The organism is Pseudomonas sp. LBUM1670 (assembly GCF_059695695.1).
In genome coordinates this window covers 1,920,248-1,945,583 of record NZ_CP166783.1, presented here as the reverse complement: position 1 = coordinate 1,945,583, position 25,336 = coordinate 1,920,248, and the positions used below count along the sequence as shown (strand labels likewise).

The 25,336-nt window shown below is 60.1% G+C and carries 18 protein-coding genes and 1 pseudogene; 7 read left to right on the top strand and 12 right to left on the bottom strand.

The window, feature by feature from the left end:
* From ACA073_RS08905 to cobA, 6 genes and pseudogenes are all read left to right on the top strand, one after another.
* Window positions 1–576, top strand: a complete 576-nt coding sequence (locus tag ACA073_RS08905) for an ANTAR domain-containing response regulator (RefSeq protein WP_008027390.1) — start codon at window positions 1–3, stop codon at window positions 574–576.
* Between the two features lie 331 nt (window positions 577–907).
* Entirely contained in the window at window positions 908–2,119 is a 1,212-nt protein-coding gene (locus tag ACA073_RS08900; protein WP_497402948.1) for a nitrate/nitrite transporter, read from the top strand.
* A 7-nt stretch (window positions 2,120–2,126) separates the two neighbouring features.
* The gene (locus ACA073_RS08895) at window positions 2,127–3,797 is read left to right on the top strand and encodes a bifunctional protein-serine/threonine kinase/phosphatase (protein WP_497402947.1); all 1,671 of its coding nucleotides are present in this window, start codon (window positions 2,127–2,129) and stop codon (window positions 3,795–3,797) included.
* Between the two features lie 423 nt (window positions 3,798–4,220).
* A pseudogene (locus ACA073_RS08890) lies at window positions 4,221–5,420 on the top strand (NAD(P)/FAD-dependent oxidoreductase); the annotation flags it as partial.
* 20 nt (window positions 5,421–5,440) lie between these two features.
* Window positions 5,441–8,158 carry a nitrate reductase gene (locus ACA073_RS08885; RefSeq protein WP_497402946.1) on the top strand — a complete coding sequence of 906 codons (2,718 nt, stop codon included), beginning with the start codon at window positions 5,441–5,443 and terminating at the stop codon, window positions 8,156–8,158.
* 10 nt (window positions 8,159–8,168) lie between these two features.
* Entirely contained in the window at window positions 8,169–8,939 is a 771-nt protein-coding gene (gene cobA, locus ACA073_RS08880; protein ID WP_497402945.1) for a uroporphyrinogen-III C-methyltransferase, read from the top strand.
* Between the two features lie 117 nt (window positions 8,940–9,056).
* Here cobA and ACA073_RS08875 read toward each other — a convergent pair whose 3' ends face one another.
* The 8 genes from ACA073_RS08875 to ppsA all read right to left on the bottom strand — a co-directional run bounded on the left by ACA073_RS08875 (window position 9,057) and on the right by ppsA (window position 17,220).
* Window positions 9,057–10,091 (bottom strand): OmpA family protein, encoded by a 1,035-nt coding sequence (locus ACA073_RS08875; protein WP_497402944.1) that lies wholly within the window; start codon window positions 10,089–10,091, stop codon window positions 9,057–9,059.
* A gap of 107 nt (window positions 10,092–10,198) precedes the next feature.
* Window positions 10,199–10,789, bottom strand: coding sequence for an RNA polymerase sigma factor SigX (gene sigX / locus ACA073_RS08870; protein ID WP_461951115.1), 591 nt, complete (start codon window positions 10,787–10,789; stop codon window positions 10,199–10,201).
* An 87-nt stretch (window positions 10,790–10,876) separates the two neighbouring features.
* A complete protein-coding gene (locus ACA073_RS08865) occupies window positions 10,877–11,701 on the bottom strand; it encodes a mechanosensitive ion channel family protein (RefSeq protein ID WP_008027407.1) in 825 nt (274 codons plus the stop codon).
* Between the two features lie 2 nt (window positions 11,702–11,703).
* Complete coding sequence (locus ACA073_RS08860) at window positions 11,704–11,952, bottom strand: hypothetical protein (RefSeq protein ID WP_046027052.1); 249 nt, start codon at window positions 11,950–11,952, stop codon at window positions 11,704–11,706.
* Between the two features lie 63 nt (window positions 11,953–12,015).
* Complete coding sequence (gene cmaX / locus ACA073_RS08855; RefSeq protein WP_497402943.1) at window positions 12,016–13,011, bottom strand: divalent cation transporter CmaX; 996 nt, start codon at window positions 13,009–13,011, stop codon at window positions 12,016–12,018.
* Between the two features lie 38 nt (window positions 13,012–13,049).
* Complete coding sequence (rraA, locus tag ACA073_RS08850) at window positions 13,050–13,541, bottom strand: ribonuclease E activity regulator RraA (RefSeq protein WP_093217480.1); 492 nt, start codon at window positions 13,539–13,541, stop codon at window positions 13,050–13,052.
* 121 nt (window positions 13,542–13,662) lie between these two features.
* Window positions 13,663–14,652: an alpha/beta fold hydrolase gene (locus ACA073_RS08845; RefSeq protein WP_497402942.1), complete on the bottom strand. Its 990-nt coding sequence runs from the start codon at window positions 14,650–14,652 to the stop codon at window positions 13,663–13,665.
* Window positions 14,653–14,844: 192 nt separating this feature from the next.
* A complete protein-coding gene (ppsA, locus tag ACA073_RS08840) occupies window positions 14,845–17,220 on the bottom strand; it encodes a phosphoenolpyruvate synthase (protein ID WP_497402941.1) in 2,376 nt (791 codons plus the stop codon).
* A 176-nt stretch (window positions 17,221–17,396) separates the two neighbouring features.
* On the opposite strand from ppsA, the gene ppsR reads away from it, so the two are divergent.
* On the top strand, window positions 17,397–18,215 hold the full coding sequence (gene ppsR, locus ACA073_RS08835; RefSeq protein ID WP_461951120.1) for a posphoenolpyruvate synthetase regulatory kinase/phosphorylase PpsR: 819 nt from the start codon (window positions 17,397–17,399) through the stop codon (window positions 18,213–18,215).
* Between the two features lie 114 nt (window positions 18,216–18,329).
* On the opposite strand, the gene prpD is transcribed toward ppsR, so the two are convergent.
* The 4 genes from prpD to prpC form a co-directional block, all read right to left on the bottom strand.
* Window positions 18,330–19,814, bottom strand: a complete 1,485-nt coding sequence (gene prpD, locus ACA073_RS08830) for a 2-methylcitrate dehydratase (RefSeq protein WP_497402940.1) — start codon at window positions 19,812–19,814, stop codon at window positions 18,330–18,332.
* A gap of 201 nt (window positions 19,815–20,015) precedes the next feature.
* Window positions 20,016–21,218 carry a 2-methylaconitate cis-trans isomerase PrpF gene (gene prpF / locus ACA073_RS08825; RefSeq protein ID WP_497402939.1) on the bottom strand — a complete coding sequence of 401 codons (1,203 nt, stop codon included), beginning with the start codon at window positions 21,216–21,218 and terminating at the stop codon, window positions 20,016–20,018.
* A 56-nt stretch (window positions 21,219–21,274) separates the two neighbouring features.
* Window positions 21,275–23,872: a Fe/S-dependent 2-methylisocitrate dehydratase AcnD gene (gene acnD, locus ACA073_RS08820; RefSeq protein WP_497402938.1), complete on the bottom strand. Its 2,598-nt coding sequence runs from the start codon at window positions 23,870–23,872 to the stop codon at window positions 21,275–21,277.
* 202 nt (window positions 23,873–24,074) lie between these two features.
* Window positions 24,075–25,202 (bottom strand): bifunctional 2-methylcitrate synthase/citrate synthase, encoded by a 1,128-nt coding sequence (gene prpC, locus ACA073_RS08815; RefSeq protein ID WP_497402937.1) that lies wholly within the window; start codon window positions 25,200–25,202, stop codon window positions 24,075–24,077.
* Window positions 25,203–25,336: the final 134 nt, after the last annotated feature.

Below are 25,336 nucleotides of genomic sequence, written 5' to 3'. Positions count from 1 at the left end.
ATGTTGCGTATCCTGCTGATCAACGACACCGCGAAGAAAGTCGGCCGGTTGAAAGCGGCCCTGACCGAAGCCGGATTCGAGGTGATCGACGAATCCGGCCTGACCATCGACCTGCCTGCGCGCGTCGAAACGGTGCGTCCGGACGTGATTCTGATCGATACCGAGTCACCGAGCCGTGATGTGATGGAGCAAGTGGTGCTCGTATCCCGCGACCAGCCGCGGCCGATCGTGATGTTTACCGACGAACATGACCCCGACGTGATGCGCCAGGCGATCAAGTCCGGGGTCAGCGCCTACATCGTCGAAGGCATCCACGCACAACGCTTGCAGCCGATTCTCGACGTGGCCATGGCACGCTTCGAAAGCGACCAGGCCCTGCGCGCCCAACTGCACGCCCGCGACCAGCAACTGGCCGAGCGCAAGCGCATCGAGCTGGCCAAGGGCTTGCTGATGAAGATGAAAGACTGCAACGAGGAAGAGGCCTACACCCTGATGCGCCGCCAGGCCATGAGCCGGCAGCAGAAGCTGATTCAGGTGGCGGAGCAGATTATTGCGATGAGTGAGTTGCTGGGCTGAGGTCTTGTGTTGCCTTTGATGGCCCCTTCGCGAGCAAGCCCGCTCCCACATTTGGAATGCGTTCCCCTGTGGGAGCGGGCTTGCTCGCGAAGGACCGCAACTCGGTCCCAAATTGTTGGCACAAATCTCGCTAAGCATTCACCACAGGTAACCAACGGCGGTTGCCCCACCTACGACAAAGACGTCGCTCACCTCATTTGCCCAAGGCGAATCGGGTGGCGGCGTTTTTTTGTTTTGGCCCCACAGCCCGGGGCCGGTGGTGCGGCCGTTGCGGCGCCCCACCTGCAAGCTCATGACTCCTTCTAGAGACAACTCACAGCTGAGGTGCGCGATGAATTCAAGCTTCTGGAAATCCGGCCATACCCCGACACTGTTCGCGGCCTTCCTCTATTTCGACCTGAGTTTCATGGTCTGGTACCTGCTCGGCCCGATGGCGGTGCAGATTGCCGCCGACCTGCACCTGACCACCCAACAACGCGGGATGATGGTCGCCACGCCGATTCTGGCCGGCGCCGTGTTGCGCTTCATCATGGGCATGCTGGCGGATCGCCTGTCGCCGAAAACCGCCGGGCTGATCGGCCAGGTGATCGTCATCTGCGCCCTGTTCGGCGCCTGGAAACTCGGCATTCACAGTTATGAACAAGCGCTGCTGCTGGGCCTGTTCCTCGGCATGGCCGGTGCGTCCTTCGCCGTGGCCCTGCCGCTGGCGTCGCAGTGGTATCCGCCACAACATCAGGGCAAAGCCATGGGCATTGCCGGTGCCGGTAACTCGGGCACCGTGCTCGCGGCCCTGATCGCTCCGGTGCTGGCCGCCGCGTTTGGCTGGAGCAACGTGTTCGGCTTCGCCGTCATCCCGCTGATCCTGACCCTCATTGTCTTTGCCTGGCTGGCCAAAAATGCGCCTGAGCGGCCGAAAGCCAAGTCGATGTCCGACTACTTCAAAGCCTTGGGCGACCGCGACAGCTGGTGGTTCATGTTTTTCTACAGCGTGACCTTCGGCGGCTTCATCGGCCTGGCCAGCGCCCTGCCCGGTTACTTCAACGACCAATATGGCCTGAGCCCGGTGACCGCCGGCTACTATACGGCAGCCTGCGTCTTTGGTGGCAGTCTGATGCGCCCATTGGGCGGTGCATTGGCTGACCGTTTCGGCGGGATTCGCACCTTGCTGGCGATGTACACGGTGGCTGCGCTCTGCATCGCGGCGGTGGGTTTCAACCTGCCAAGCTCCTACGCGGCACTGGCACTTTTCGTCTGCACGATGCTCGGTTTGGGTGCGGGTAACGGCGCGGTTTTCCAACTGGTGCCACAGCGTTTTCGTCGGGAGATCGGTGTAATGACCGGTCTGATCGGCATGGCCGGTGGCATCGGCGGTTTCGCCCTCGCGGCAGGCATGGGCGCGATCAAGCAAAGTACCGGCAGCTATCAACTGGCCTTGTGGTTGTTCGCCAGCCTCGGCGTCCTCGCCTGGTTCGGTCTGCACGGCGTGAAACGTCGCTGGAGAACAACCTGGGGCTCGGCAGCCGTCACCGCGGCGCGCGTGTGAGGGCTGAATGAGCCTGCAACTGAGTTTTGCCGAAGCCAGCGCCATGGGTCCGCGCGAGGAGAATCAGGACGCCCTGCGCCTGGTCACCCCCGCGCCGGCGCTGGCGGCGAGCAAGGGTTACCTGTTCGCCATCGCCGACGGCGTCAGTCAGTGCGCCGATGGCGGGCTCGCCGCCCGTTCGACCTTGCAGGCGCTGGCGCTGGACTATTACGCCACCCCGGAAACCTGGGGCGTCGCCCAGGCACTGGATCGTCTGCTGCTGGCACAGAATCGCTGGTTGCAGGCCAATGGCGGTGGGCAACCGCTGCTCACCACTGTCAGTGCTTTAGTCATTCGCGGCAGGCGATTTACCCTGGCGCATGTCGGTGACTGCAGGGTTTATCGCTGGCACGCCGATCAATTGCAGCGGATCAGCGAAGACCACGTCTGGCACCAGCCGGGCATGCAGCATGTGCTCAAACGGGCGCTGGGCCTCGATCAACATCTGGTGCTGGATTTTCTAGATGGCGAGTTGCGCCTCGATGAGAGTTTCGTGCTGCTCAGCGATGGCATCTGGGCCGTGCTGGGTGACACCGCCATTGCGGCGATCCTGCGCGATCAACCGGATCTGCACAGCGCGGCGCAAACGCTGGTGAGTGCGGCGCATCTGGCGGGCAGTCAGGACAATGCCAGCGCTTTGCTGGTGCGGGTCGATGCCCTCGGTGAAACCTGCATCGGCGACGCGCTGATTCATCTGCAGCAATGGCCACTGCCGCCAACGCTGAAACCGGGCCAGTCCTTTGAGGGCTGGCAGGTAGAAACGATACTCGGGCAGAGCCAACAGTCCCTGCTTTATCGGGTGCTCGACGCTCAGCAACAACCCTGGTTGCTGAAAACCTTGCCCGTTGCACTGCGCGACGATCACCTGGCCGGGCAGGCGTTACTGTCGGAAGAATGGTTTCTCAAGCGTGTGGCCGGTCGGCATTTTCCTGAAGTCCATGCCGCCCATCAGCGTCAGCATTTGTACTACGTGATGCGTGAATATTCCGGTTCTACCCTGGCGCAAGTGGCTGAGCGAACCACAACGCTGCCGCTGGCCCAATGGCTGGATCTGGCAGAACGTTTGCTGCGGGCGGTCGGCATGTTGCATCGACGGCAGATTTTCCATCGCGACATCAAACCGGAGAATCTGCTGCTGGGGAACGACGGCGAGCTGCGCCTGCTGGACTTCGGCCTCGCCTACTGCCGTGGCCTGTCTGAAGATCAGGCCTCGGCCCTGCCCGGAACGCCCAGCTATATCGCGCCGGAAGCCTTTCGCGGTGACCCGCCGTCCGCGCAACAGGATTTGTATGCAGTCGGCGTGACCTTGTATTTCTTGCTCACCGGGCACTTTCCCTACGGCGAAATCGAAGCGTTCCAGCGGCCGCGATTTGGTGCACCGGTCAGTGCCAGTCGCTACCGGCCCGACCTGCCTGAATGGATCGCGCAAAGTCTGGAGCGCGCGGTGGCGGCGAATCCGGATGAGCGATATGAAACGGCGGAAGAATGGTTGCTGGTGCTGGAACAGGGCGAGCGCCGCAGTTTGAGCGTGCGGCCAAGACCGTTGCTGGAGCGCGAGCCAGTGAAGGTCTGGCGGACGTTGGCGCTGGGGGCGTTGCTGGTGAATCTGGTGCTGCTGGTTTTGGTGTTTCATGGCTGAACCGGGTCGCGTCGTTCGCGAGCAAGCCCGCTCCCACAGGGGAACGCATTCCAAATGTGGGAGCAGGCTTGCTCCGGGCGGCGTTCCGACGAAGGCGGACTGACGGTCACTGCAAATCCATCGGCAGCCCGCCCCATTAGCGGGCAGCACGCTTCGATTCGGTGCAACCGCAACGGTAGATAAAGTGCTCAGAGCCCATAAAACCGGGCGCCGAACAACTTGGCACAACCACTGCATTACCTCTCTCAACTTACATAAAGCCCAGCCTTCAACGACGAAGGATGCGCTTCCCGACATAACGGGACCAGGACAAAGGCGTCCTCGCTAGGCAACTAGCGGGACGCCTTTTTTTGTTTGCGCGAAATGTGCTGAGCACGCCTGAAACGCCCTGACAAGGCGAGACCGAGCGCTCCGGAGAACCTGATGAAAAAACTCAAACTGGTGATGATCGGCAATGGCATGGCCGGGGTTCGAACCCTGGAAGAGTTGCTCAAGCTGAGCAACGAGCTGTACGACATCACCGTCTTCGGCGCCGAACCGCATACCAACTACAACCGCATTCTGCTGTCGCCCGTACTGGCCGGCGAGCAAACTTTTGAAGAGATCGTGCTCAACGACCTGGACTGGTACCTGGACAACAACATCAAGTTGCTGCTCAACCGCAAAGTGGTGGAGATCGACCGGGTCAAACGCCGGGTCATCGCCGACGACGGCACCGAAGCCGAGTACGACCGCCTGCTGATCGCCACCGGTTCGACCCCGTTTATCCTGCCGATCCCCGGCAACACCTTGCACGGCGTGATCGGCTACCGCGACATCGCCGACACCCGGTTGATGATCAACACCGCAAAAACCCACAAGCATGCCGTCGTCATCGGCGGCGGCCTGCTGGGCCTGGAAGCGGCCAACGGCCTGATGCTGCGCGGCATGCACGTCACCGTGGTGCACAACAGTGAGTGGTTGCTGGAGCGACAACTGGACAACATCAGCGGCCGGTTGCTGCAAACCGCGCTTGAGTCGCGTGGCCTGCACTTTCGCCTTTGCGAGCAAACACGGGCCCTGCACGATGCCGGCAATGGCCGGGTAGGCTCGATTGAGTTCCAGAATAGCGAGATCATTCCCGCCGACCTGGTGGTGATGGCCGCCGGCATTCGCCCCGCGACCGAACTCGCGGAAAAGTCCGGCCTCCCCTGCAACCGCGGGATTCTGGTCAGCGACACGATGCAAACCTACGATCCACGGGTTTATGCCATCGGCGAATGCGCCAGCCACCGTGGCATCGCCTATGGCCTGGTCGCGCCGCTGTTCGAGCAGGCCAGGGTCTGCGCCAACCATCTCGCCCGGCTGGGGTTCGCCACCTACAAGGGTTCGGTGACCTCGACCAAACTGAAAGTCACCGGCATCGACCTGTTTTCCGCCGGCGACTTCATGGGCGGCGAAGGCACCGAAACCATCACCCTCTCCGACCCCATCAGCGGGATCTACAAAAAACTGGTGATTAAAGATGACGTGCTGGTAGGCGCCTGTCTGTACGGCGATACGGCAGATGGCGGTTGGTATTTCCGACAGATTCGTGAGAACCACGCCATCGGTGAGCGCCGCGATCACCTGATGTTTGGTGAAACCCTGAAGGAAGCCAGCTGATGAACCGCCAGATCACCGCCTCCACCTGCTGCTATTGCGGGGTCGGCTGCGGCGTGCTGATCGAGCACGACGGCGAGCGCATCCTCGGCGTCAGCGGCGATCCGGCCCACCCGGCCAACTTCGGCAAACTGTGCAGCAAGGGTTCGACCCTGCACCTGACCGGCGACCTCGCGGCCCGAGCGTTGTACCCGGAACTGCGCTTCGGCAAAGGCCTGGCCCGAAGCCGCACCGATTGGGACACGGCCCTCGATCACGCCGCCAGCGTCTTCGCCAAAACCATCGCCGAACACGGCCCGGACAGCGTGGCGTTTTACATCTCCGGGCAACTGCTGACCGAGGATTACTACAGCTTCAACAAACTGGCGCGAGCGTTGGTTGGCACCAACAACATCGACAGCAATTCGCGGTTGTGCATGTCTTCGGCGGTGGTTGGCTACAAACGCAGCCTGGGTGCCGACGCGCCGCCGTGCAGCTACGAAGACCTGGAGTCGAGCGACTGTGTGATGATCGTCGGCAGCAACATGGCCTACGCCCACCCGGTACTGTTTCGTCGTCTGGAAGAGGCTAAATCCCGCCGGCCACAGATGAAAGTCATCGTCATCGACCCACGTCGCACCGACACCTGCGACTTGGCTGACCTGCATCTGGCGATTCTTCCGGGCACCGATGTCGCTTTGTTCCATGGGATTTTGTACCTGTTGCTGTGGGAAGACTGGATCGACCGCGACTTCATCGAGGCCCACACCGAAGGGCTGGCCGAACTGAAAAACCTGGTGCGCGATTACACGCCGCCGATGGTTTCGCAGTTGTGCGGGATCAGCGTTGAACAACTGCAACAGTGCGCCAAGTGGGTGGGCACCTCGCCAAGCTTCCTGTCGCTATGGTGCATGGGCTTGAACCAGTCCACCGCCGGCAGCGCGAAAAACAGTGCGCTGATCAACCTTCACCTCGCCACTGGGCAAATCGGTCGTCCGGGTGCAGGACCTTTCTCCCTGACCGGTCAGCCGAATGCCATGGGTGGTCGCGAAACCGGCAGTCTGTCGAACTTGCTGCCTGGCCATCGCGAAGCGGCCAATGCTGAGCATCGAGCAGAAGTGGCGGCTTACTGGGGCGTGGACCAGTTGCCCGAAACCACCGGGCTCACCGCTATCGAACTGTTTGAGCAAGTTCGTAGCGGAACCATCAAAGCCCTGTGGATCGCCTGCACCAACCCCGCGCAATCAATGCCGGACCAGACCGCCGTGCGCGCGGCGCTGGAAGCCTGCCCGTTCGTGGTGTTGCAGGAAGCCTTTCGCACCACCGAAACCGCCGCGTTCGCCGACCTGCTGTTACCCGCTGCCAGTTGGGGCGAAAAGGACGGCACGGTAACCAACTCCGAACGGCGAATTTCCCACGTCCGCCGTGCGATTGTCGCCCCCGGAGAAGCACGCTCCGACTGGGCGATCACGGTGGAGTTCGCACAGCGCCTGGAAAAACATCTGCGTCCCGGGCAAGCCAGTCTGTTTGCGTTCGAAACCCCGGTGCAGATATTCGATGAGTACAAGCAATTGACTCGCGGCCGTGACCTGGACCTGTCCGGCATCAGTCATGACCTGATCGATCGTCTCGGCCCACAGCAATGGCCTTTTCCAACAGGCGCCAGTGAAGGTACGGCCCGATTGTACGTGGACGGAATTTTCCCGACCGCCACCAGACGCGCCCGGTTCGTCGCCGATCCGTATCGCGCCGCCATGGAACAACGCGATGGGCAATTCCCGCTGACCTTGATCACCGGCCGCCTGCGCGATCAATGGCATGGCATGAGCCGCACCGGCACTGCCGCGCAGTTATTCGGCCATGTCAGTGAAGCCGTGTTGAGCCTGCACCCGGATGAACTGCACCGCCATGGACTGCAACCGGGCGAGCTGGTCAGCCTGAAAAGCCGTCGCGGCGCGGTTATTGTTGCCGTCGGTAGCGATGACAGTGTACGTCCCGGTCAGGCCTTCCTGCCCATGCACTGGGGCGATCGCTTCCTGAAGGGGGGTGTCAATTCGATCACCCAACCGGCGTTTGATCCGTTGTCGAAACAGCCTGAACTCAAACACACCGGAGTAAGACTTGACCCGGTAAACCTGCCCTGGAACCTTTTCGCCTTGGTCGAGGGCGATATCCAACAGCATTTTGAGACGCTACGACCACTCTGCGAGGCGTTTTCCTACGTCAGCCTCAGCCTGACTGGTCGTGAACGCCCTGCGCTGCTCATACGCGCTGCCAGCACCGCCGCGCCAGATCCGCAATTGCTGCGAGATATCGACCAGTGCCTGAGGCTCAACGACGGTCCGGTATTGGCCTACGACGACCCTCGGCGCTCCATCGGCAAACGGGTGCGGATCGACAACGGTCGGATTACCGCGATTCGTCTCGCCGGCGAAACCCTCGCCCAGCACTGGCTGCAGGACCTCTGGCTCGAAGGTCGCGTCGACCAACAACTGCGGCGCTGGCTGCTCGCACCGCTGAGCGCGCCGCCGGGTAACGCCAGTGCGCCGGCTGCCGGCACTCGAACCCTGTGTAACTGCAAGAACGTCAGCCAGAACGCGGTCTGTGCCGGCATCCGCCGAGGCCTGGACTTGCAAGGTTTGAAACAGGAATTGGGTTGCGGCACGCAATGCGGTTCCTGCGTACCGGAAATCAAGCGTTTGCTGGCCGCCACTGCGCAGCCGATCGCCGTCATCTCGTGAGGAAAACACTATGAACGCAAAAGTCTGGTTGGTGGGTGCAGGTCCTGGCGACCCGGAATTGCTGACTCTCAAGGCTGTTCGAGCGTTGAGCGAAGCCGATGTGGTGTTGATCGACGATCTGGTGAACGAAGCAGTGCTTGAGCATTGCCCTCAAGCGCGGATCATTCCGGTAGGCAAGCGCGGCGGCTGTCGCTCCACGCCTCAGGCATTCATTCATCGATTGATGCTGCGTTATGCCCGCCATGGCAAATGCGTGGTGCGGCTCAAGGGCGGCGATCCGTGCATTTTTGGTCGCGGCGGTGAAGAGGCGCAGTGGTTGCGCGAGCGCGGGGTCGACGTCGAGCTGGTCAATGGCATCACCGCCGGGCTTGCCGGGGCGACGCACTGCGATATTCCGTTGACGCTGCGGGGCGTTGCGCGCGGTGTGACGCTGGTGACGGCCCACACGCAGGATGGCAGCTGCCTGGACTGGCAAGCCCTGGCGCAAGGTGGCACGACGCTGGTGGTGTACATGGGCGTGGCGAAGCTGAGTGAAATTCGCGAGCAATTGCTGGCGGGGGGGATGGCGGCGAATACGCCTGTGGCGATGATTGAAAACGCTTCCCTGCCGTATCAGCGGGAATGTCGGAGTGATCTGATGGCGATGGAGGAAGATGCTTACGCCTTTGAGCTGAAGAGCCCGGCCATTCTAGTGATCGGTGCGGTGGCAGAGAGTGCCAAATACTGTAGGAGCGAGCGTGCTCGCGAAGAACCTGAGATCGCTGCGGGGTGCCGGGCTTAACGCGTCATCGTTGACGACCATCGCGAGCGAGCTCGCTCCTACAAATGACGCGGAAACCCAAATCGCAGACAAAGAAAAGCCCGGCCTAAGCCGGGCTTTTCTCAGAGCTGCGGCTAATTACTTAGCGTTAGCTTCAACCTGCGCTTCTACGCGACGGTTTACAGCGCGACCAGCGTCAGTTTTGTTGTCAGCAACCGGGCGGGATTCGCCGTAGCCAACAGACTGAACGCGGGACGATTCAACACCGTACTGGTTGGTCAGAACTTGCTTAACGGCGTTTGCACGACGCTCGGACAGTTTCTGGTTGTAAGCGTCAGGACCGACGGAGTCAGTGTGACCTTCAACAGTAGTGGTGGTGGATGGGTACTGCTTCATGAAGTCAGCCAGGTTCTTGATGTCGCCGTAGCTGTTGGTTTTAACAACAGATTTGTCGAAATCGAACTTAACGTCCAGCTCAACACGAACGACTTCAGCAACAGCTGGGCAGCCATCAGCGTCAACAGTTACGTTGGCCGGGGTGTCCGGGCACTTGTCAACGTTGTCGCAAACGCCATCGTTGTCGCTGTCGGAGCAGACTTCAGCCGGTGCTGGAACTGGAGCAGCAGCTGGCTTGGAGCCGCCACCGAAGTTCACACCGATACCGACGCTAGGAGCCCACTCGGTGTCGCCCTGGTCGATGTTGTACTGAGCTTCAACGCCGGCACGAGCGTAGAAGTTGTCTGTGAAGTACAGCTTGGCACCGCCGCCAACGTTGGCGAAGGTGGAACCGTTACGACCACCACGGCCGGTCTGGCCGATGCTCTGGTCGGAGAAACCAGCGGATACGTACGGACGTACCATGTCGCCTGGGTTGTTGAAGTGGTACAGAGCGTCAAGAGCGGTATCCGAACCCTTGATGTTCTTGCCATCTTCGCCACGAACGTTGTGCACTTCGTCGTAGCCCAGACGCAGTTCAACGTCGTCGGTCAGGAAGTAACCAACCGAACCACCGAACAGGTTGCCGTCGTTTTTGAAATCGCGCTGGCTGTCGTAGTACTCTTTCTTCATGAAGCCTTCGATTTCAACTGCGCCTTGGCCTTGTGCCAGTGCGCCGAACGAAGTGGCCGCAATAAGAGAACCAATGGCCAAGCCCAAGGTGTTTTTCAGTTTCATCCGTTAAATCCCCATCTGGTGATTGTGAAGCAGTCCCGCAAACCGGGGGACAACTCGGCGGCAATTCTATCAGAAGTTGCCTACACGTAAGAGATATTTGCGCCGAACTAAGTTTCAGCAATGCCTGCAAATTTCTCACGCAATTTATCTAGAGCACGTTTGTAACGCATTTTTGTTGCACTCAAACCCATGTGCATGATGTCTGCGATCTCCTGAAACTCCAGCTCTGCGACAAATCGTAGCACCAGAATTTCACGGTCAATCGGGTTCACATACACCAGCCAGCGATCAAGTCCGCCCTTCTCTTCGGGTGTCGGCGCCTTCTCTTCAGACGCTTCCTCGAGGGGGTCCAGACTCAAAGCGTCCATCAAGCGACGCTTTCGCCGTTCTTTCCGATACTGCGTGATGCATTCGTTGTACGTGATGCTATATAGCCATGTCTTGAACTTCGATTTCCCCTCGAAGTTCTTCAGTCCATACAACACCTTCAACATCACTTCCTGACAGACATCATCTGCGTCGCGATCGTTCCCCAGATATCGTGCACAGACGTTAAATAATGTTCGTTGGTAACGCCGCATCAATTCTTCATAGGCGCGCGTTACGTGAAACAGCTCGGTATGCGAGCGCGCGACCAACTCCTCATCAGAGAGCTCGCGGGGGTCGTAGCGCGTGGAGAGCGATTGAGCTTTATTCAAAACAAGTCTGGCCGACAGTCAGGTCAATGTCCGCCGCAGCCCTTTCAGGGCATTTTGCGGCGGCATACATTAGCAGGGTTTGCCGGATTAGCGGCTACTCACATGCTGCTCCAGGAGAATCCGATTGGAGAGAGAGACTAGCTCACCCTCGTCGGTCAGCAATGTGGTTTTAACCGTGCCGATCTCTTCGATCTGACCTTCGACCTCGCCAACACGCACTTGTTGCCCAACCTGATACAACTCACGCACATAGATTCCCGCAAGAATCTGTCCGGCAATTTCCCGGCTTCCCAATCCCATGGCCAGCGCAACAGCCAGACCAACGGTAATCAAAACAATCACGATCACATGGTTCAGCAGGTCAGTCTTGACCTCCAACTGGCTGATCGCGACCGAAATACTGATGATGATCACCAGGCCCTGGGCAATTCGCCCCAGCCCGGCTGCATAATCCAGCCCTACGCCCTCCGCTGCACCACGCACCAGCCCATTGGCCAATTGCGCCAGCAGTACACCCACCAGCAGCACCAGCGCAGCGCCGAAAACTTTCGGCAAATACAGTGCAAGCATGTCCAGCGTAGCTGAAACTCGCTCAAGTCCAAGGGATTCGGCGGCCGACACCAGAAAAATCAGCAGAACGAACCAATAAACAATTTTGCCGATCAGCGTGGAAATCGGCACTTGAAGGCCGGCCCGGGACAGCAGTTTTGTCAGACCGGTGCCGCCCATCAGGCGATCGAGGCCCAGCTTGGCGAGCAACTTGGACAACAAAGTATCCAAAAGTTTCGCAACGACAAAACCCAACAGCAGCACGACCAGTGCACCGAACAGGTTCGGAATGAAATTCGCAACCTTGGTCCATAACGCAGTCATTGCAGTGACGAGGCTCTGAGTCCAGAGATCAAGTTCCATATTCAATCAGCCTTATCAGCAGTGCGAACGGTAGGTTTACGGTGACGGGAAACCGGCGAGATATGGGCCGATCCGTTATTCAAGGCGATCATCAGCGCGGGCAACCAGCGGCCCAGCAGGCTGAACAGATCGCCGGCGCCGACCTGGCGATTGGCGGTTTTCAAGACACGGCCGAGGCATGCATCGTCGTCACGGGTGGACGGTGAAGCGTTCAGCATGTCGCGCAAAGACTGTTCAAACGGATCGTGCATACGCACCTCTCGTGATGTCTGTGAAAGACGCGGTCAGATTTGCACGGGTCACATGGTTCATCGTCAGACCCAGCGCAAACGTCGGAATAACCACCACTGCCCCAGTGCCACCGAGACCATCATCAGGCACGCAACCAGGAAGCCGTAAGGGCTGGCAGAGAATGGAATCCCCCCAACGTTGATCCCCAAAAGACCGGCCAGGAAGCTCATCGGCAAAAAAATCCCGGTGATGATCCCGAAGCGGTACATCGTGCGGTTCATGCGCACGCTCAAACGCCGGTCTTCAGCCTCCAGGACCAGCCCCACGCGCTCCCGGGTCAATTCCAGCTCCTCGAGGTAGCGGGTCAGGCTGTTGTTCAATTCGTTCCAGTAATCGCCGTCATCTTCGACGAACCAGGGCAGTTTTATCCGCGTCAGCTGACCGAAAATATCTCGCTGCGGTGCAAGGAAACGTTTCAGCGCAGCCGCCCTGCGACGGATCTGCAAAATGGAATCATGTTCGGGCGAATACCGTTCGTCGGCATCCAGCTTTTCTTCTTCCTCATCGACCACTTCCGAGAGGCAACTGACCAGATCCTGCACCTTGTTGGTGAGGTACTGAGCCATATAAAGGATGAGCTCAGAGGCGGTTTTCGGTCCTTTGCCTTCGGCGAGCTGCACCAGCAATTCATCGGTGGCGCGCAACGGACGCAGACGCAGAGAAATCACCCGCTGTGCCGAGGCGAAGATCCGCACCGATACCATATCTTCCGGTTCGGCCCCCGGATTCAGATTAACCCCGCGTAAAAATAGCAGCAGTTCGCTGTCGGAAAGCTGTAAGAGACGCGGACGGGTGTTTTCTTCCAGCAACAGATCACAGCTGAATTCACTCAGACCGCTGGATTTACGCAGCCAGGTCTGGGTTTGCGGGTGACTGCGATCCCAGTGTAGCCACAGGCTTTCATGCGCCTGCAGCTGCAAGTCATCGAGTTCAGTCCGGGCTATCGAACGCGCACCGCCTTTACCATCCAGCACCAGGGCATGCACCAGCCCCCACTGCGCGTTTTCTTCCTCGAACATCCTCACCCCGTTCTAGAGACCAAGTCTTGGCTCAACGTTTACTCAGGCATTTTCAGCGGGCTTGGCGAGATGATCACGCCGTTGTTGTCCGCATAAACATAGTGGCCTGGATGAAACGTCACACCGGCAAAGGTCACCGCAACGTTAAGATCGCCGATGCCGCGCTTGTCGGTCTTCATCGGATGGCTGGCGAGGGCCTGAACGCCCAGATCGGTCTGCGCGATGACATCGACGTCGCGGATGCACCCGTAGATCACCAGCCCTTCCCAACCGTTTTTTGCGGCTTTTTCGGCCAGCATGTCGCCCAGCAACGCGCGACGCAGGGAACCGCCACCATCGACGACCAGCACCTTGCCATTCCCCTTGAGCTCGACCTGCTCCTTGACCAGCGAGTTGTCTTCGAAGCACTTGATGGTCACGATTTCGCCACCGAAGGAATCACGGCCGCCGAAATTGCTGAACATCGGTTCCAGCACCTGCACCAGTTCCGGATAGGCATCGCACAGGTCAGGCGTAAGGTAATGGTTCATCGAGAAACTCCTGTAAAGAGGAAGACAATCGAGGATGTCGCAAAGTGACCGAAAAAGCTTGGTGCGTCGTATCTTAGCCGCAAGCGGATCAGAGAGAAATGCCCTTGATAGAGCATCAGGCTCAGACTGCCGCCGCCAAAGCCGGCTTGTCTCCCAGCAACGGCGTGTGCTGATCGGCCAACCAGCGCGCCACCAACGGCCAGACCTCAGCCTGTGCCGCTTTGCTGACGAGCATTTCCACGTGACCGAAATTGTCGCCGAAGCCCTGCTCGCGACCGAGGTTGACGAACTGCTTATGCTCGGAGCCAACTTGGTCAAACAACTTGCGACAGGCCCACGCGGGATCCTGATGGTCGCCCGCCGCACTCACCGCCAGCACCGGCAACCGGACTTCGGCCAATCCGGCCCACCAATCCTTGTCGGCATCGCCAAAGCGCCCGAAAAGACCGTACCAGCGCATGCTTTCCAGGGCCAGGCCAATCGGCTCGTCCTCCGGGCCGCGCTTGAGCCGTGAACCGGACAGCTGGGCGAAACGCTTGAGAATGAAGCGCCCGCTCCACTCCACTGGCGGAAACTTCAACGGCCAATAGGTGCGGCTGACTTGCGTGCCGAAGAACGCCGCAGAGGCCACCACCGGCTCGCCGATGTACTCGCCACCCAGCGCCGCCGCGAGGGTAATCCCGCCCAGCGAGTGGCCGATCCAGTGCGGAACCTGACCGCTCTGCTCACGCACGAACGCGCCGATGGCCGGCAGATCGTAACGCGCGTAGTCGGCGACGCTGTTTCTGCGGTAGTTCTGGTTGCGCTGGGACAGGCCATGGCCGCGCATTTCCGGAATCCACACATCGAATCCCAGGCGCGCCAGGTAAGCCCCGAGCCCCAGGCCCTTTGGAGAAAACCAGAAACGGCGATTGGAAAAACTGCCGTGCAACAGAATCACGGGCACGCCGCGCACAGCCGGTTCATCTGCCAGGCCGAGGCGCGTGACAGCCAGTTCGACGGTGCCGTCAGGGCCGTTGCCGGGCTTCAAACGATAGACGTCTTCGCTCAGATCGCCGCGCCGCTCGGCGCTGATCAGGGCGACAGGAAATAGGTCGCTGCTGCTTTGCATAATGCTCTTGCACAAAAAAGGGCGGCATCCGGCTGGATGCCCGCCCTACTTGATCCTAAAAAGGCCATCACTGACGCTACGTCGATCCCTGTAGGAGCGAGCTTGCTCGCGAAGAACGTCCAGACACCGCGTTTATCCAGCGAAAACGCGTCATCGTTAACGTCCATCGCGAGCAAGCTTGCTCCTACAACATCACGCCGAAGCTTGACCTTCCGCCAGGAAGAACCAGGTTTCCAGTACGGAATCGGGGTTCAACGAAACGCTTTCGATGCCCTGCTCCATCAGCCACTTGGCCAGATCAGGGTGGTCCGAAGGGCCCTGACCGCAAATGCCGATGTACTTGCCGGCCTTGTTGCACGCGGCAATGGCGTTCGCCAGCAGCTTTTTGACCGCCGGATTACGCTCGTCGAACAGGTGAGCGATGATCCCGGAGTCACGGTCCAGGCCCAGCGTCAGCTGAGTCAGGTCGTTGGAACCGATGGAGAAGCCGTCGAAGAACTCAAGGAACTCTTCAGCCAGAATCGCGTTGGACGGCAGTTCGCACATCATGATCACGCGCAGACCGTTTTCGCCACGGGCCAGACCGTTTTCAGCCAGCAGGTCGACGACCTGGCTCGCTTCGCCCAGGGTACGGACGAACGGCACCATGATTTCGACGTTGGTCAGGCCCATCTCGTTGCGCACACGCTTGAGGGCGCGGCACTCGAGTTCGAAGCAGTCACGGAACGATTCGCTGATGTAACGCGAAGCGCCACGGAAGCCCAGCATCGGGTTTTCTTCTTCCGGCTCGTAGAGTTTGCCGCCGATCAGGTTCGCGTATTCGTTGGACTTGAAGTCCGACAGACGCACGATGACCTTTTTCGGGTAGAACGCGGCCGCCAGGGTACTGATGCCTTCGACCAGTTTCTCGACATAGAAGCCGACCGGGTCGTTGTAACCGGCGATGCGCTTGTCGACGCTGTCCTTGATTTCCTGTGGCAGGCCGTCGTAGTTCAACAGCGCTTTCGGGTGCACACCGATCATGCGGTTGATGATGAACTCCAGACGGGCCAGGCCCACACCGGCGTTCGGCAGTTGCGCGAAGTCAAAGGCGCGGTCCGGGTTACCGACGTTCATCATGATCTTGAACGGCAGGTCCGGCATGGCGTCGACGGAGTTTTTCTTGATGTCGAAGCCCAGCTCACCTTCGAAGATGTAACCGGTGTCGCCTTCAGCGCAGGAAACAGTCACACCCTGGCCGTCTTTCAACAGTTGGGTGGCGTTGCCGCAACCGACCACAGCCGGAATGCCCAGTTCGCGAGCGATGATCGCCGCGTGGCAGGTACGGCCGCCACGGTTGGTGACGATGGCGCTGGCGCGCTTCATGACCGGTTCCCAGTCCGGGTCGGTCATGTCGGAAACGAGAACGTCGCCCGGCTGGACTTTGTCCATTTCGGACACGTCTTTGATGATGCGCACCTTGCCGGCGCCGATGCGCTGGCCGATGGCGCGGCCTTCCACCAGCACGGTGCCGGTTTCTTTCAACAGGTAACGTTCCATGACGTTGGCCGAGGTGCGGCTCTTCACGGTTTCAGGACGGGCCTGAACGATGTACAGCTTGCCGTCGTCGCCGTCTTTGGCCCATTCGATGTCCATCGGGCACTTGTAGTGCTTCTCGATGATCATCGCTTGCTTGGCCAGCTCGCTGACTTCGGCGTCGCTGAGGCAGAAACGTGCGCGATCAGCCTTGTCGACGTCGATGGTCTTGACCGACTTGCCGGCCGTGGCGACTTCGCCGTAGATCATCTTGATGGCCTTGCTGCCGAGGTTACGGCGCAGGATCGCCGGGCGACCGGCCTCAAGCGTTTGTTTGTGGACGTAGAATTCGTCCGGGTTCACCGCGCCTTGTACGACGGTTTCACCCAGGCCGTAGGCGCCGGTGATGAACACCACGTCACGGAAGCCCGATTCGGTATCGAGGGTGAACATCACGCCGGCGGTGCCGGTTTCGGAGCGGACCATGCGCTGCACGCCAGCCGACAGGGCCACCAGTTTGTGGTCGAAGCCCTGGTGCACGCGGTAGGAAATGGCGCGGTCGTTGAACAGCGAAGCGAACACCTCTTTGGCGGCGCGAATGACGTTTTCGACACCACGGATGTTCAGGAAGGTTTCCTGCTGACCGGCGAAGGAAGCGTCCGGCAAGTCCTCGGCGGTAGCGGAAGAGCGCACGGCCACGGCCATGTCAGGGTTGCCGGCCGACAGCGTGGCGAACGCAGTGCGGATCTCGGCGTTGAGCTTCTCGGGGAATTCGGCTTCCATGATCCATTGACGGATCTGGGCGCCTGTCTTGGCCAGGGCGTTGACATCATCGACGTCCAGGGCGTCGAGGGCGGCGTGGATCTGATCGTTCAGGCCGCTCAGTTCCAGAAAATCACGATAAGCCTGAGCTGTCGTGGCGAAGCCACCGGGCACCGATACACCGGCACCTGCAAGGTTACTGATCATCTCGCCCAGGGATGCGTTCTTGCCCCCTACGTGCTCCACATCATGGACGCCGAGCTTATCGAGGGAAACTACGTACTCTACCAAGGTGATCTCTCCACTAACTGTGTTGGAAAAGCTCAGAAGCCGGCGCTCTGTAAAGGAGCGTTTGCCGACTGTATGGCCTGGACCTGGAAAATAAGTGAGAATGCGGGCCATTGGCGGCCGGCAAATCGCGCCTATCATATCCAAGAATGAACATTAGCTTAAGGCCCAAGGTGCAAATGAAACGATCTGCTTTCTTTATCTCCGATGGCACGGGCATTACAGCCGAAACCCTGGGTCAAAGCCTCCTGGCGCAGTTCGAAAACATTACCTTCAGCAAATTCACGCGGCCGTACATCGACAACGTGGACAAAGCGCGGGCCATGGTACAACAAATCAACAAAGCCGCCGAAACAGACGGCTTCCGGCCGATCATCTTCGACACCATCGTCAATCAGGACATCCGTGAGATCCTCGCAACGTCCAATGGTTTCATGATCGACATTTTCTCGACCTTCCTGGCACCGCTTGAACAGGAACTGACCGAGCATTCTTCCTACACCGTCGGCAAGTCCCATTCGATCGGCCACAACTCCAATTACATGGAACGCATCGAGGCGGTGAACTTCGCCCTCGACAACGACGACGGCGCGCGCACGCATTATTACGACAAGGCCGATCTGATCCTGGTGGGGGTGTCGCGTTGCGGCAAGACACCGACGTGCCTGTACATGGCCATGCAGTTCGGCATCCGTGCGGCCAACTACCCGCTGACCGAAGATGACATGGAACGCCTGACCCTGCCAAACGCCCTGCGCGCCCACCAGCACAAGCTGTTCGGGCTGACCATCGACCCAGACCGCCTCACCGCGATCCGCAACGAACGCAAGCCCAACAGCCGCTATTCGAGCTACGCGCAGTGCGAGTTTGAAGTGCGTGAGGTGGAGAACCTGTTCCGCCGCGAGAATATTGCGCACATCAATTCCACGCATTTTTCGGTGGAAGAAATCTCCGCGAAAATTCTTGTGGAGAAAGGGGTTGAGCGGCGGTTCAAGTAGTTCTATAGCGCCTTGTTCGGACGCCTTCGCGAGCAAGCCCGCTCCCACATTAGATTGCGTGACGCGGTCTAATGTGGGAGCGGGCTTGCTCGCGAAGAACGATAACGCGATCCTTCAGATCACAAACAAATCCACAAACCGATTCACCGGCGTCGCCTCAAGCCGCGCCTGATCCTTGCACAACGCAAAAATCTCGGCACTGTGCTGCGCCGTGAATCGCGTCGCCAGGTTCGCCTTGAACTTGTCTTCCAGCAGCGCAATACCCTCCGCGCGACGCCGACGATGACCGATCGGGTATTCAACCACCACCTTTTCGGTGCTTGAACCGTCCTTGAAAAACACCTGTATCGCATTGGCAATGGAGCGTTTGTCCGCCTCCAGGTATTCACGGGTGTAGTGCGGGTCTTCGACGATGACCATTTTCTCGCGCAGCACATCGATGACCGGATGCGCCGCATGGAAGTCGTCTTCGTACTGCTCGGCCACCAGATTGCCGAAGGCCAGCGGCACCGCCGTCATGTACTGGAGGCAGTGATCGCGATCCGCCGCATTGGCCAGCGGGCCGACTTTGGAAATGATGCGGATCGCCGATTCGTGGGTGGTGATGACGATTCTGTCGATGTCGTGCAGGCGATTTCTGACCTGCGGGTGCAAGGTGACGGCGGCTTCGCAGGCCGTTTGCGCGTGGAATTCGGCCGGGAAGCTGATTTTGAACAGCACGTTTTCCATCACGTAGCTGCCATAGGATCGGGTAAAACTGAAGGCACGCTTGCCTTCGGCCTTGAGCGCCAGGTCGTTGTTGGTGTGGCTGAACAACACGTCGTAAAAGCCCCACTGCCGGGCGGTCAGTACGCCGGGAATGCCCATCTCGCCACGCATCGCGATGTCCGCCAGGCGCACGCCTCGACTGGTCGCATCACCCGCCGCCCAGGATTTGCGTGAACCGGCATTCGGCGCATGCCGATAGGTGCGCAGCGCTTGCCCGTCGGCAAAGGCATGGGACAACGCGGACAGCAACTGCTCGCGATTGGCGCCCATCAGTTTGGCGGTAACGGCGGTCGAGGCGACTTTCACCAGAATGACGTGATCGAGGCCTACACGATTGAAGGAGTTTTCCAGCGCGATGACGCCCTGAATCTCGTGGGCCATGATCATGGCTTCAAGTACGGCGCGAACGGTCAGCGGCGCGTCGCCATTGGCCAGGCGCTTTTGCGACAGGTGATCGGCCACCGCGAGGATGCCGCCGAGGTTATCGGACGGATGGCCCCATTCGGCAGCAAGCCAAGTGTCGTTGTAGTCGAGCCAGCGAACGATACAGCCAATGTCCCACGCGGCTTTGACCGGATCGAGACGGTAGCTGGTGCCGGGCACGCGCGCGCCGAACGGAACGACGGTGCCTTCGACGATCGGGCCCAGGTGTTTGGTGCATTCGGGAAAGCGCAGGGCCAGAAGGCCGCAGCCGAGTGTGTCGATCAGGCAGTTGCGGGCGGTGTCCAAGGCTTCCCTGGACTCGATCTTGAAGTTGAGGACGTAATCGGCAATGTCCTGCAGGACCGTGTCGTAGTCGGGGCGGTTGTTCTGGTCGACGTTGGTGCTCATGCTCGATTCACTCTTGAAGTGGTTCGTTGATGGGACCTCGGTTCAGGGATCAATCTCAGCGGTTTACTGATTTCTTATTTTTGAAATGCATTCAACTGTGGGAGCGGGCTTGCTCGCGAAGGCGGTGTATCAGCCACAACAATGTTGAATGTCAGTCCGTCTTCGCGAGCAAGCCCGCTCCCACATTGGCTCAGTGTCGGATCAGAAAGAACCCCCCGGCACACGGACGAAGCCTTCCATCAACACCCGCGCACTGCGGCTCATGATGGCTTTGTTGACGGTCCACTCGCCGTCGACCTGGCTGGCTTCGGCGCCGACGCGCAAGGTGCCCGATGGATGGCCGAAGCGCACGGCACTGCGTTCGACACCGCCCGCAGCGAGGTTTACCAGGGTGCCGGAAATGGCTGCCGCCGTGCCGATGGCCACCGCAGCGGTGCCCATCATCGCGTGGTGCAACTTGCCCATCGACAACGCGCGCACCAACAGATCGACATCACCCGCAGCAATCGCTTTGCCGCTCGATGCCACGTAATCCGCAGGCTTTGCGACAAAGGCAACCTTCGGCGTGTGTTGACGTTTGACCGCTTCGTCCAGCGATTTGATCAGCCCCATACGCAACGCACCATAAGCCCGAATCGTTTCGAACATCGCCAACGCTTTCGGATCACCGTTGATAGCACCCTGCAACTCGGTACCCGTGTAGCCGATGTCTTCGGCATTGACGAAAATGGTCGGAATACCGGCATTAATCATGGTCGCCTTGAACGTCCCTACGCCGGGCACTTCGAGGTCGTCCACCAGATTCCCGGTAGGAAACATCGACCCACCACCGCCCTCTTCTTCCGCCGCCGGGTCCATGAATTCGACCTGCACTTCGGCCGCCGGAAAGGTCACGCCGTCGAGTTCGAAGTCGCCGGTTTCCTGCACTTCACCGTTGGTGATCGGCACGTGGGCGATGATGGTCTTGCCGATGTTGGCCTGCCACACGCGCACCACCGCCACACCGTTGTGCGGAATGCGGCTGGCGTCGACCAGGCCGTTGCTGATGGCGAACGAACCGACCGCCGCCGACAGGTTGCCGCAGTTGCCGCTCCAGTCCACGAAAGGCTTGTCGATCGACACCTGACCGAACAGGTAATCGACGTCGTGATCGGCCTTGAGGCTTTTTGACAGGATCACGGTTTTGCTGGTGCTGGAGGTCGCGCCGCCCATGCCGTCGATTTGCTTGTCGTACGGGTCGGGGCTGCCGATCACGCGCAGCAACAGCGCATCGCGCGCCGGGCCAGGAACTTGCGCCGCTTCGGGCAAGTCTTTCAGGCTGAAGAACACGCCTTTGCTGGTGCCGCCACGCATGTAGGTGGCGGCGATTTTGATTTGAGGGGCGATCTGCGGTGCGTGAGCCATTGTTACTCCTTCATAGCGGGCAAGAGACTTGAAATCCCCTGCCCGCAAACCGGGTTTTAGACGGCGACTGCCGATTCTTCGAGGAAGTCCTGAGCGAAGCGTTGCAACACGCCGCCGGCCTCATAGATCGACACTTCTTCAGCGGTGTCGAGACGGCAGGTCACCGGCACTTCGACGCGCTCACCGTTCTTGCGGTTGATCACCAGCGTCAGCTCGGCGCGCGGCGTGCGCTCGCCGATCACGTCGTAGGTTTCACTGCCGTCGATGGCCAGGGTGTGGCGGTCGGTGCCCGGTTTGAACTCCAGCGGCAACACGCCCATGCCCACCAGGTTGGTGCGGTGAATGCGTTCGAAACCTTCGGCGGCAATCGCTTCCACACCGGCCAGACGCACGCCCTTCGCAGCCCAGTCGCGGGATGAACCCTGACCGTAGTCGGCGCCGGCAATGATGATCAGCGGCTGCTTGCGTTCCATGTAGGTTTCGATGGCTTCCCACATGCGCATCACCTGGCCTTCCGGCTCGACGCGGGCCAGCGAGCCCTGCTTGACCTTGCCGTTTTCCTGGACCATTTCGTTGAACAGTTTCGGGTTGGCGAAGGTGGCGCGCTGCGCGGTCAGGTGGTCGCCGCGGTGCGTGGCGTAGGAGTTGAAGTCCTCTTCCGGCAGGCCCATTTTCGCCAGGTATTCGCCGGCGGCGCTGTCGAGCATGATCGCGTTCGACGGCGACAGGTGATCGGTGGTGATGTTGTCCGGCAGCACCGCCAGCGGGCGCATGCCCTTGAGCGGACGCGCACCGGCCAGCGCGCCTTCCCAGTACGGCGGACGACGGATGTAGGTGCTCATCTCGCGCCAGTCGTACAGCGGCGTGACCTTCGGGCCGGTGTCTTCATGGATGGCGAACATCGGGATGTAGACCTGACGGAACTGCTCTGGTTTGACCGAGGCTTTGACCACCGCGTCGATCTCTTCGTCGCTCGGCCAGATGTCTTTCAGGCGGATTTCCTTGCCGTTCGCATCCAGGCCCAGCACATCTTTTTCGATATCGAAACGGATGGTGCCGGCGATGGCATACGCGACCACCAACGGCGGCGAAGCGAGGAATGCTTGTTTGGCGTACGGGTGAATCCGGCCGTCGAAGTTGCGGTTGCCGGAGAGCACGGCGGTGGCGTACAGGTCGCGGTCGATGATCTCTTGCTGGATCACCGGATCGAGCGCACCGGACATGCCGTTGCAGGTGGTGCAGGCGAAGGCCACGACGCCGAAACCGAGTTGTTCCAGCTCGTCAGTCAGGCCCGCTTCATCAAGATACAACGCCACGGTTTTCGAACCCGGCGCCAGGGACGATTTGACCCACGGCTTGCGGGTCAGACCGAGCTTGTTCGCGTTGCGCGCCAGCAGGCCGGCGGCAATCACGTTGCGCGGGTTGCTGGTGTTAGTGCAGCTGGTGATGGCGGCGATGATCACCGCGCCGTCCGGCATCTGGCCGGGCACGTCGTCCCACTGGCCGGAGATGCCCTGAGCGGCCAGATCCGAGGTCGCAACGCGGGCGTGCGGATTGCTCGGGCCGGCCATGTTGCGCACCACCGAGGACAGGTTGAAGGTCAAGCCGCGCTCGTATTGCGCGCCCTTCAGGCTGTCGGCCCACAGGCCCGTGGTCTTGGCGTAATGCTCGACCAGTTGCACTTGCTCGTCTTCACGGCCAGTGAGTTTGAGGTAGTCGATGGTTTGCTGGTCGATGTAGAACATCGCCGCGGTGGCGCCGTATTCCGGGGCCATGTTGGAAATGGTTGCGCGGTCGCCGAGGGTCAGCGCGGAGGCGCCTTCACCGAAGAATTCCAGCCATGCGCCAACGACTTTTTGCTTGCGCAGGAACTCGGTCAGCGCCAGCACCATGTCGGTGGCGGTGATGCCCGGTTGCAGCTTGCCGGTCAGTTCGACGCCGACGCTTTCCGGCAGACGCATCCACGATGCGCGGCCGAGCATCACGCTCTCGGCTTCCAGACCACCGACGCCGATGGCGATCACGCCCAGCGCATCGACATGCGGGGTGTGACTGTCGGTGCCGACGCAGGTATCAGGGAACGCCACGCCATCGCGCACCTGAATCACCGGAGACATTTTCTCCAGGTTGATCTGGTGCATGATCCCGTTGCCGGGCGGAATCACGTCAACGTTCTTGAACGCTTTCTTGGTCCAGTTGATGAAGTGGAAACGGTCTTCGTTGCGACGGTCTTCGATGGCGCGGTTCTTCTCGAACGCCTCGGGATCGAAGCCACCGCGCTCGACGGCCAGGGAGTGGTCGACGATCAGTTGCGTCGGCACCACCGGGTTTACTTGCGCCGGGTCGCCGCCTTGCAGGGCGATGGCGTCACGCAGGCCGGCGAGGTCGACCAGCGCGGTCTGGCCGAGAATGTCGTGGCACACCACGCGGGCCGGGAACCACGGAAAGTCGAGGTCGCGTTTGCGCTCGATGAATTGCTTCAGGGATTCGGTGAGCGTGGCCGGATCGCAGCGACGCACCAGGTTTTCCGCCAGCACGCGGGAGGTGTACGGCAGAGTGTCGTAGGCGCCGGGCTGGATGGCTTCGACAGCCGCACGGACGTCGAAGTAATCCAGATGGCTGCCGGGCAGCGGTTTACGGAATTCAGTGTTCATCGTCAGGACTCGGTCACGGTAATTTCAAAAGGTGGGCCGGCATCGGTACTGAAGTGGACTCGGTCAAATGTGGGAGCGGGCTTGCTCGCGAAAGCGGTTTTTCAGTCGACATCAATGTTGAATGTCGGTCCGTCTTCGCGAGCAAGCCCGCTCCCACAATGGTTTCCGGTTCAGTCAGTAACCAGTGCGTTAGCCCCACCATTCAGCGTTGTTCGATTGGCACGAACTTGCGCTGTTCGACGCCGGTGTATTCGGCGCTCGGGCGGATGATGCGGTTGTTGGCACGTTGTTCGAACACATGCGCTGCCCAGCCGGTCAGGCGCGAGCAAACGAAAATCGGCGTGAACAACTTGGTCGGAATGCCCATGAAGTGGTACGTCGACGCATGGTAGAAGTCGGCGTTCGGGAACAGTTTTTTCTGCTCCCACATGGTCTTGTCGATGGCTTCGGACACCGGGAACAACACCGTGTCGCCCACTTCGTCAGCGAGTTTTTTCGACCAGCCCTTGATCACCTCGTTGCGTGGATCGTTGTCCTTATAGATCGCGTGGCCGAAGCCCATGATCTTGTCCTTGCGCTCGAGCATGCCGAGGGTGCCTTTGATCGCCTCTTCCGGCGACGAGAAGCGCTCGATCATTTCCATCGCCGCTTCGTTGGCGCCGCCGTGCAGCGGACCGCGCAGGGAGCCGATGGCGGCCGTGACGCAGGAGAACAGGTCGGACAAGGTCGATGCGCACACCCGAGCAGTGAAGGTCGAGGCGTTGAATTCGTGTTCCGCGTAGAGGATCAGCGAAACGTTCATCACTTTGACGTGCAGCTCGCTCGGTTTCTTGTCGTGCAGCAGGTGCAGGAAATGGCCGCCGATGGACTGTTCGTCGCTCACGCAGCTGATGCGCTTGCCGTCGTGGCTGAAGCGATACCAGTAGCACATGATCGCCGGGAATGCGGCCAGCAGCCGGTCGGTTTTGTCGTGCTGCTCGGAGAAATCTTTCTCCGGCTCGATGTTGCCGAGGAACGAGCAACCGGTGCGCATCACGTCCATCGGATGAGCGTCGGCGGGGATGCGTTCCAGCACTTCCTTGAGCGCTTGCGGCAGGTCGCGCAGCTTGCTCAGTTTGTCCTCGTAAGCAGCGAGTTGTGCTTTGGTCGGCAGTTCGCCGTACAGCAGCAGGTAGGCGACTTCTTCGAACTGGGCGTCAGCCGCCAGTTCGCGAACGTCGTAGCCGCGATAGGTCAGGCCTGCGCCCGACTGGCCCACGGTGGACAGTGCGGTTTGCCCGGCAACCTGGCCACGGAGCCCGGCGCCACTGAGTACTTTTGCTTCGGCCATTGCTGTCTCCAGTATTTTTGAATTTGTTGGGGAAACTTGTAGGAGCGAGCTTGCTCGCGAAAAACATCAGATCGCCGCGGGGCATCAGGTTTCCCGCGTTATCGTTGGCGACCATCGCGAGCAAGCTTCGCTCC

Bases quoted from the DNA above. Each gene is read 5' to 3' on its own strand.
- cmaX (WP_497402943.1), bottom strand. From the start codon at position 13,011: ATGTTCGAGGAAGAAAACGCGCAGTGGGGGCTGGTGCATGCCCTGGTG.
- prpF (WP_497402939.1), bottom strand. From the start codon at position 21,218: ATGGCTCACGCACCGCAGATCGCCCCTCAAATCAAAATCGCCGCCACC.
- acnD (WP_497402938.1), bottom strand. From the start codon at position 23,872: ATGAACACTGAATTCCGTAAACCGCTGCCCGGCAGCCATCTGGATTAC.
- ppsR (WP_461951120.1), top strand. From the start codon at position 17,397: ATGAAACGATCTGCTTTCTTTATCTCCGATGGCACGGGCATTACAGCC.
- prpC (WP_497402937.1), bottom strand. From the start codon at position 25,202: ATGGCCGAAGCAAAAGTACTCAGTGGCGCCGGGCTCCGTGGCCAGGTT.
- ACA073_RS08905 (WP_008027390.1), top strand. From the start codon at position 1: ATGTTGCGTATCCTGCTGATCAACGACACCGCGAAGAAAGTCGGCCGG.
- ACA073_RS08885 (WP_497402946.1), top strand. From the start codon at position 5,441: ATGAACCGCCAGATCACCGCCTCCACCTGCTGCTATTGCGGGGTCGGC.
- ACA073_RS08845 (WP_497402942.1), bottom strand. From the start codon at position 14,652: ATGCAAAGCAGCAGCGACCTATTTCCTGTCGCCCTGATCAGCGCCGAG.
- ACA073_RS08895 (WP_497402947.1), top strand. From the start codon at position 2,127: ATGAGCCTGCAACTGAGTTTTGCCGAAGCCAGCGCCATGGGTCCGCGC.
- rraA (WP_093217480.1), bottom strand. From the start codon at position 13,541: ATGAACCATTACCTTACGCCTGACCTGTGCGATGCCTATCCGGAACTG.
- cobA (WP_497402945.1), top strand. From the start codon at position 8,169: ATGAACGCAAAAGTCTGGTTGGTGGGTGCAGGTCCTGGCGACCCGGAA.
- ACA073_RS08860 (WP_046027052.1), bottom strand. From the start codon at position 11,952: ATGCACGATCCGTTTGAACAGTCTTTGCGCGACATGCTGAACGCTTCA.
- ACA073_RS08875 (WP_497402944.1), bottom strand. From the start codon at position 10,091: ATGAAACTGAAAAACACCTTGGGCTTGGCCATTGGTTCTCTTATTGCG.
- ACA073_RS08900 (WP_497402948.1), top strand. From the start codon at position 908: ATGAATTCAAGCTTCTGGAAATCCGGCCATACCCCGACACTGTTCGCG.
- prpD (WP_497402940.1), bottom strand. From the start codon at position 19,814: ATGAGCACCAACGTCGACCAGAACAACCGCCCCGACTACGACACGGTC.
- ACA073_RS08865 (WP_008027407.1), bottom strand. From the start codon at position 11,701: ATGGAACTTGATCTCTGGACTCAGAGCCTCGTCACTGCAATGACTGCG.